We start from the raw sequence: 5,741 nt of genomic DNA, 5'->3' as shown, positions 1-5,741 counted from the left end.
CGCTTATCGCGCTTTAGGATTTCCGCCCGTTTTCCATAATTTCCCCATTGCAACCCGCGAGTGCGGCGCCGTCGTGGCGCTGCCGAGCGGGCTCCAACGAGGGAAATGTCCATGTCCACTGCCGTCGCCGACGCCCCTGCCGGTGCAGCCCCGAAGGGCAAGAAGAAGCTGATCATCATCGTGGCCGCCGTGCTCGCGCTGGTGGCGGGCGGTGGTGGCGCCGTCGTGGTGATGAAGAAGAAGGCCGCCGCGGCCGCCGCAGCCGCCGAGGAAGAAGACGGCGACGATGCCGGTGCCGCCGCGCCCGAGAAGCACGCCAAGGACGAGCACAAGACGGTCCCGACCTTCGTGCCGCTGGAGGTGTTCGTCGTCAACCTGGCCGACAAGGATGCCGAGCGCTTCGCGCAGATCGGCGTCACGCTCGAGGTCGACGACCCGAAGTTCGCCGAGCAGCTGAAGGTCTACATGCCGGCGATCCGCAGCGGCATCCTGATGGTGATGTCGCACAAGACCTCGCAGCAGCTGCTGGACGGCAACGGCAAGATCCAGCTCGCCAAGGACGTGATGCGCGAGGCGGTGCTGCCGCTGGGCATCGAGGTCGACGCCGATGACGCCGACGACGACGCGTCCAAGGGCAAGAAGGGCAAGAAGAAGCGCAAGGCCGCGGTGCACAACCCGGTCACGCACGTGCACTACTCCACCTTCATCATCCAGTGACGCCGCATCCGGTCGTCACCCTCAGGCCCACCCCATGAACCAGCAGATCCTTTCGCAAGACGAAGTCGATGCGCTGTTGCAGGGCATCACCGGGGAAAGCCAGAAGCTGGAAGAGGAAGAAGTCCAGCACGGCAGCATCCGCAATTACGACATTGCCAGCCAGGAGCGGATCGTCCGTGGGCGCATGCCCACGATGGAGATCATCAACGAGCGCTTCGCGCGCAACATCCGCATCGGGCTGTTCAACTTCATCCGCAAGAGCCCGGAGATCTCGATCGGCGGCATCAAGGTGCAGAAGTACAGCGCCTTCCTGCGCGAGATCGTGGTGCCGACCAACTTCAACATCGTCTCGGTGCGTCCGCTGCGCGGCAGCGGGCTGGTGGTGTGCGACCCGACGCTGGTGTTCGCGGTGATCGACTCGCTGTTCGGCGGCGCGGGCAAGTTCCACACCCGCATCGAGGGCCGTGATTTCTCGCCGACCGAGCAGCGCATCATCACGCGCCTGGTCGACGTGGTGACCGAGGAATACAAGAAGGCCTGGCACGGCATCTACCCGCTCGAGCTGGAATACCAGCGCTCGGAGATGCAGCCGCAGTTCGCCAACATCGCGACACCGAGCGAGATCGTCGTGGCCACCAGCTTCACGCTGGAGATCGGCGACACCACCGGCACCATCCATTTCTGCATCCCGTATTCGACGCTGGAGCCGATCCGCGACGTGCTGTATTCGACCATCCAGGGCGACAGCAACGAGCCGGACAAGCGCTGGGTGAACCTGCTGAAGCAGCAGATCCAGTCGGCCGAGGTCGAGCTGGTGGCCGAGCTGGCGCAGGCCCCGGCCACCGTGGAGCAGCTGCTGTCGTTCAAGCCCGGCGATTTCATCGAGCTCGACCTGCAGGCCGGCATCCAGGCCAAGGTGTCGGGCGTGCCGGTGTTCGATTGCCACTACGGAACCTCCAACGGCAAGTACGCCTTGAAGATCGATCAACTGTTGACCGGCTCGTCGATGAGCTGGTTGGGGGAAAACAATGTCAGCTGACAACGCAGCGCCGTCCGAAGAGGACGCGATGGCCGCCGAGTGGGCCGCCGCACTCGCCGAGACCAAGCCCGAGACCGCCTCCGAGGTGCAGAACGCGGCCGAGCAGGTGTCGCCGGTGGCGTTCACGAACTTCGCGTCGGGTGCGGGGCCGTCGGCGCCGAACGACATCAACATGATCCTGGACATCCCGGTGCAGCTCACCGTGGAACTGGGTCGCACGCGCATCCCGATCAAGCACATCCTGCAGCTGGCGCAGGGCTCGGTGGTCGAGCTCGACGCACTGGCGGGCGAGCCGATGGACGTGCTGGTCAACGGCTACCTGATCGCGCAGGGCGAGGTGGTGGTGGTGAACGACAAGTTCGGCATCCGGCTGACCGACATCGTGACGCCCAGCGAGCGCATGCGCCGCCTGAGCAAGGGTGCCTGAGCGATGTCGCCTGCGATCACGTCGTTCATGTGGTTCGTCGCGATCATCGCGATGATCCCGGTGGCCCTGTGGCTGCTCAAGCGCACGCCGATGGGCGGTGCCGGCGGGCTGGGGGTGATGCGCAGCGTGGCTGCGCTGCCGCTGTCGTCGAACCAGCGCCTTGTCACTGTCGAGGTGGGGCAGGGCGACGAGCGCCGCTGGCTGGTGCTGGGCGTCACGGCGCAGAACATCACGGTGCTGCACAACATGGCGCCGCAGAGCGAAGCGGCGCCGCCGCAGATGCCGGCGGTGCATCCCGCCTTTGCGCAAATCTTGTCGCGTTTCCGTCGTGACCAGGGGTCGACCGGTGAACGCTGAGCATTTGTTTTCTTCGGCCCGCGTGCGCCGCATCGGCACGATCGCTGCCTTGACGGTGTTGTCGGCCGTTCCTGCAGCGGCTTTAGCGCAGGCTGCGCCAAGCGGTGGTGCCGCGCTGCCGCTGCTGGTGGGGCAGGGGGCGGGCGGCACGAGCTACTCGGTGCCGATCCAGACGCTGCTGTTCTTCACCGCGCTGTCGTTCCTGCCGGCGGTGCTGCTGATGATGACGGGCTTCACCCGCATCGTGATCGTGCTGAGCCTGCTGCGCCAGGCGATGGGCACGCAATCGGCGCCGCCGAACCAGGTGATCGTCGGGCTGAGCCTGTTCCTGACCTTCTTCGTGATGAGCCCGACGCTGGACAAGGTCTACGCCGATGCCTACCAGCCGTACTCCGAGAACAAGATCGCCTTCGACGAGGCGCTGAAGCGCGGCGAGGTGCCGATGCGCGCCTTCATGCTGAAGCAGACGCGCCAGGCCGACCTGATGCTGTTCTCGAAGCTCGCGAAGGTGGATGCCGCGGTGAAGGCCGCCGACGTGCCGTTCAAGGTGCTGGTGCCGGCCTTCGTGACGAGCGAGCTGAAGAGCGCGTTCCAGATCGGTTTCCTGATCTTCATCCCGTTCCTGGTGATCGACATGATCGTCGCGAGCGTGCTGATGAGCCTTGGGATGATGATGCTGAGCCCGGTGCTGGTGGCGCTGCCGTTCAAGCTGATGCTGTTCGTGCTGGCCGATGGCTGGAACCTGCTGCTCGGGTCGCTGGCGGCCAGCTTCTCGACCTGAACTCACTGAAGAGATTCCGATGGATTCCCAACAAGTCTTCACGCTGGGCCAGCAGGGCCTGTACCTGCTGCTGATGGTGTCGGCGCCGGTGCTGCTGGTGGTGCTGGGCGTGGGCCTGCTGGTCAGCATCTTCCAGGCGGCCACGCAGATCCACGAGCAGACGCTGTCGTTCGTGCCGAAGATCGTCGCGGCGGTGGCGGTGCTGATGTTCGCCGGGCCGTGGATGCTGACCACGCTGGTCGAGTACGTGCAGCGCACGCTGACCGCGATTCCGTCGGTGGTGGGTTGAAAGAAGCCGTTCGCCCTGAGCCTGTCGAAGGGTTGGTGCCGAAGAAATCATGCTCACCTTCACCGACGCCCAACTCGCCGCCTGGCTGACGCCGCTGCTGTGGCCGTTCATCCGCGTGCTGGCGCTGTTCAGCAGCGCGCCGCTGCTGTCGCAGAAGAACGTGCCGGTGCGGGTGCGGGTCGGCCTCGCGTTCCTGATCACGATCAGTGCGCAGGCCTCGCTGCCGGCGATGCCGGTGATCCCGCTCGATTCGCCGATGCTCTATGCGGTGGTGCTGCAGCAGGTGCTGATCGGCATCACGCTCGGCTTCTCGGCGCGCATCGTGTTCGCCGCGATCGAGTTCGCCGGCGAGCTGGTGGGGCTGCAGATGGGGCTGAACTTCGCCGGCTTCTTCGACCCGATGAGCGGTGCCGAGGGCAACGCGGTGGGCCGCTTCTTCGGCATCATCGTCGGCTGGCTGTTCATCATCATCAACGGCCACCTGCTGATGATCGCGGCGATGGTGCAGAGCTTCCAGGCCTTCCCGGTGACGGCCGAGCCGTTCAGCGCCCTGCACGTGCTGCAGCCGCAGCTGTGGGGCGCCGAGGTCTTCAAGCTCGGGCTGTGGATCGCGCTGCCGATGGTCACGATGCTGCTGTTCGTGAACCTGGTGATGGGCGTGATCTCGCGCATCGCCCAGCAGATGAACATCTTCGCGGTCGGTTTCCCGATCACGCTCGGCGTCGGCCTGGTGGGCGTGCTGCTGACGCTGCCGATGATGCAGGCGCCGTTCACGATGGCGCTGGAGCAGATGCTGAGTAGGTTTCAGTAGGCGAGTCTGGCGGGTGAGTTGTGGTCGATCGTCGGGGAAAGTTTCAGACGCGCCTGTCGGCATCGCAGCTGGAGACGCGTCATCGGGCCTGCTTTTCCTTGGCCTTCTCAATGATCTTCTCCAGGACGGCGGCGTACCGTTCCTGATCGTTTTGCGAGTTCACGAGCTCCTTCGCAAGTTTCTTGAAGGTCTTGGAGCGATGACCTTTGAGATAGTCGGCGATGGAGGCCAGGAGCTTGCCAGGCCGGGGGCGTTCTTTGGCGCGTGGGTGAAGAAGTCGACGTCTGAGGTCAGAAGGAGCTGGTTGTTTGCTCTTGTGACAATCATTTCCAGCGTCGTTGGCGGGGGGCCGACTCTGGCAGGGCTGCACAGACCGGTCTTGATCAGTGCCATTTCCATGGCAAGGATTTCCGTGATCAGCTCGGGTGGTAGATAAGGTTGCCCGGAAAGTTTCGTCATATGACACGCCTGCCAATAGAAGTAGGGGCCTTGTCCGGGCAAATGTTTTGCAAACGGAGTCGGAGTGACCGGAGCCAGTTGCTTCCGTTCTTTGACTGCGTCCCGCACGCACTGCCGCGCCGCTTCCCTATGTTCCTCGGTGACGTTGAACTCTATCCGGGGCAAGATCCCCATAGGGCGAACTCGATCGGAAAGCTTTTTGATGATTTGCATCGATGTCCTTCGGCAGGCAAGTTGGTGAGAAGACAGCTCTGTCACGCACGCTGCGTTTTGGTTCAACGAAGTTGATCTTCGGACGAGGGACCGTTTGTCCATAGCTAGCGCGAAGTGACAGGTCTTTTGCCTCTTCTTCTCGCTCAAGTTCACGGGCCACCCCGGAACAATCGCGGCAGCGCAATTCCGCCCCCGCCATGTCCGACCAAGACCGCAACCTGCCCGCCTCGCAGCGAAAGCTCGACAAGGCCCGATCCGAGGGCCAGGTCGCGCGTTCGCGCGATCTGTCGCACTTCGCGGCGATCGCGGTCGGCGGCGCGGCGCTGGTGGCCGCGGCGCCGCTGCTGTCGCGCTGGCTGAAGCAGCTGCTCGCCACCGGCCTGCAGTTCAACGCCACGATGGCGAAGAACCCCGAGGCGATGGGCGAGCGGCTGGCAGAGCTCACGAGCAAGCTGATCTGGGTCGTGCTGCCGATGGGCCTCCTGATGATGGTGGTCGGCATCGCCGTCGCGGTGGCGGCCGGCGGCTGGGTCTGGACGCTGAAGCCGCTCGCGCCCAAGTTCGACAAGTTCAACCCGATCACCGGCATCGGCAAGCTGTTCTCGAAGCAGCAGCTGATCGAGGCGATCAAGGGCGCGGTGCTGGCGC

At 64.4% G+C, this 5,741-nt stretch carries 9 protein-coding genes; 8 read left to right on the top strand and 1 reads right to left on the bottom strand.

Translation table 11 applies throughout. The features are described 5' to 3' along the window. Nucleotides 1-111 precede the first annotated feature (111 nt). The 7 genes from AC1D15_RS15670 to fliR are packed head-to-tail and all read left to right on the top strand — an operon-like array spanning nt 112 to nt 4,421. Nucleotides 112-717 (top strand): flagellar basal body-associated FliL family protein, encoded by a 606-nt coding sequence (locus AC1D15_RS15670; RefSeq protein WP_465111049.1) that lies wholly within the window; start codon nt 112-114, stop codon nt 715-717. A 34-nt stretch (nt 718-751) separates the two neighbouring features. Further along, nucleotides 752-1,756 (top strand): flagellar motor switch protein FliM, encoded by a 1,005-nt coding sequence (fliM, locus tag AC1D15_RS15665; RefSeq protein ID WP_047500482.1) that lies wholly within the window; start codon nt 752-754, stop codon nt 1,754-1,756. A gap of 28 nt (nt 1,757-1,784) precedes the next feature. Next, the gene (gene fliN / locus AC1D15_RS15660) at nt 1,785-2,183 is read left to right on the top strand and encodes a flagellar motor switch protein FliN (RefSeq protein ID WP_369820469.1); all 399 of its coding nucleotides are present in this window, start codon (nt 1,785-1,787) and stop codon (nt 2,181-2,183) included. 3 nt (nt 2,184-2,186) lie between these two features. Continuing rightward, entirely contained in the window at nt 2,187-2,540 is a 354-nt protein-coding gene (locus tag AC1D15_RS15655) for a FliO/MopB family protein (protein ID WP_047500487.1), read from the top strand. A gap of 22 nt (nt 2,541-2,562) precedes the next feature. Then, entirely contained in the window at nt 2,563-3,321 is a 759-nt protein-coding gene (gene fliP / locus AC1D15_RS15650) for a flagellar type III secretion system pore protein FliP (protein ID WP_477826692.1), read from the top strand. Between the two features lie 19 nt (nt 3,322-3,340). Further along, nucleotides 3,341-3,610, top strand: a complete 270-nt coding sequence (gene fliQ / locus AC1D15_RS15645; protein WP_047500495.1) for a flagellar biosynthesis protein FliQ — start codon at nt 3,341-3,343, stop codon at nt 3,608-3,610. Nucleotides 3,611-3,659: 49 nt separating this feature from the next. Next, nucleotides 3,660-4,421 (top strand): flagellar biosynthetic protein FliR, encoded by a 762-nt coding sequence (gene fliR / locus AC1D15_RS15640; RefSeq protein WP_465111050.1) that lies wholly within the window; start codon nt 3,660-3,662, stop codon nt 4,419-4,421. 159 nt (nt 4,422-4,580) lie between these two features. Here fliR and AC1D15_RS15635 read toward each other — a convergent pair whose 3' ends face one another. Then, nucleotides 4,581-5,093, bottom strand: a complete 513-nt coding sequence (locus tag AC1D15_RS15635) for a hypothetical protein (protein ID WP_477826691.1) — start codon at nt 5,091-5,093, stop codon at nt 4,581-4,583. Between the two features lie 197 nt (nt 5,094-5,290). Between AC1D15_RS15635 and AC1D15_RS15630 the strand changes: the two genes are divergently transcribed. Further along, the coding region (locus AC1D15_RS15630; protein WP_477826690.1) for an EscU/YscU/HrcU family type III secretion system export apparatus switch protein at nt 5,291-5,741 on the top strand (451 nt) is incomplete at its 3' end.

It is taken from the genome of Rhizobacter sp. P2_H2 (assembly GCF_056403375.1).
Note: the sequence above shows the minus strand (reverse complement) of the source record. Positions and strands in the feature narration are given on the sequence as shown.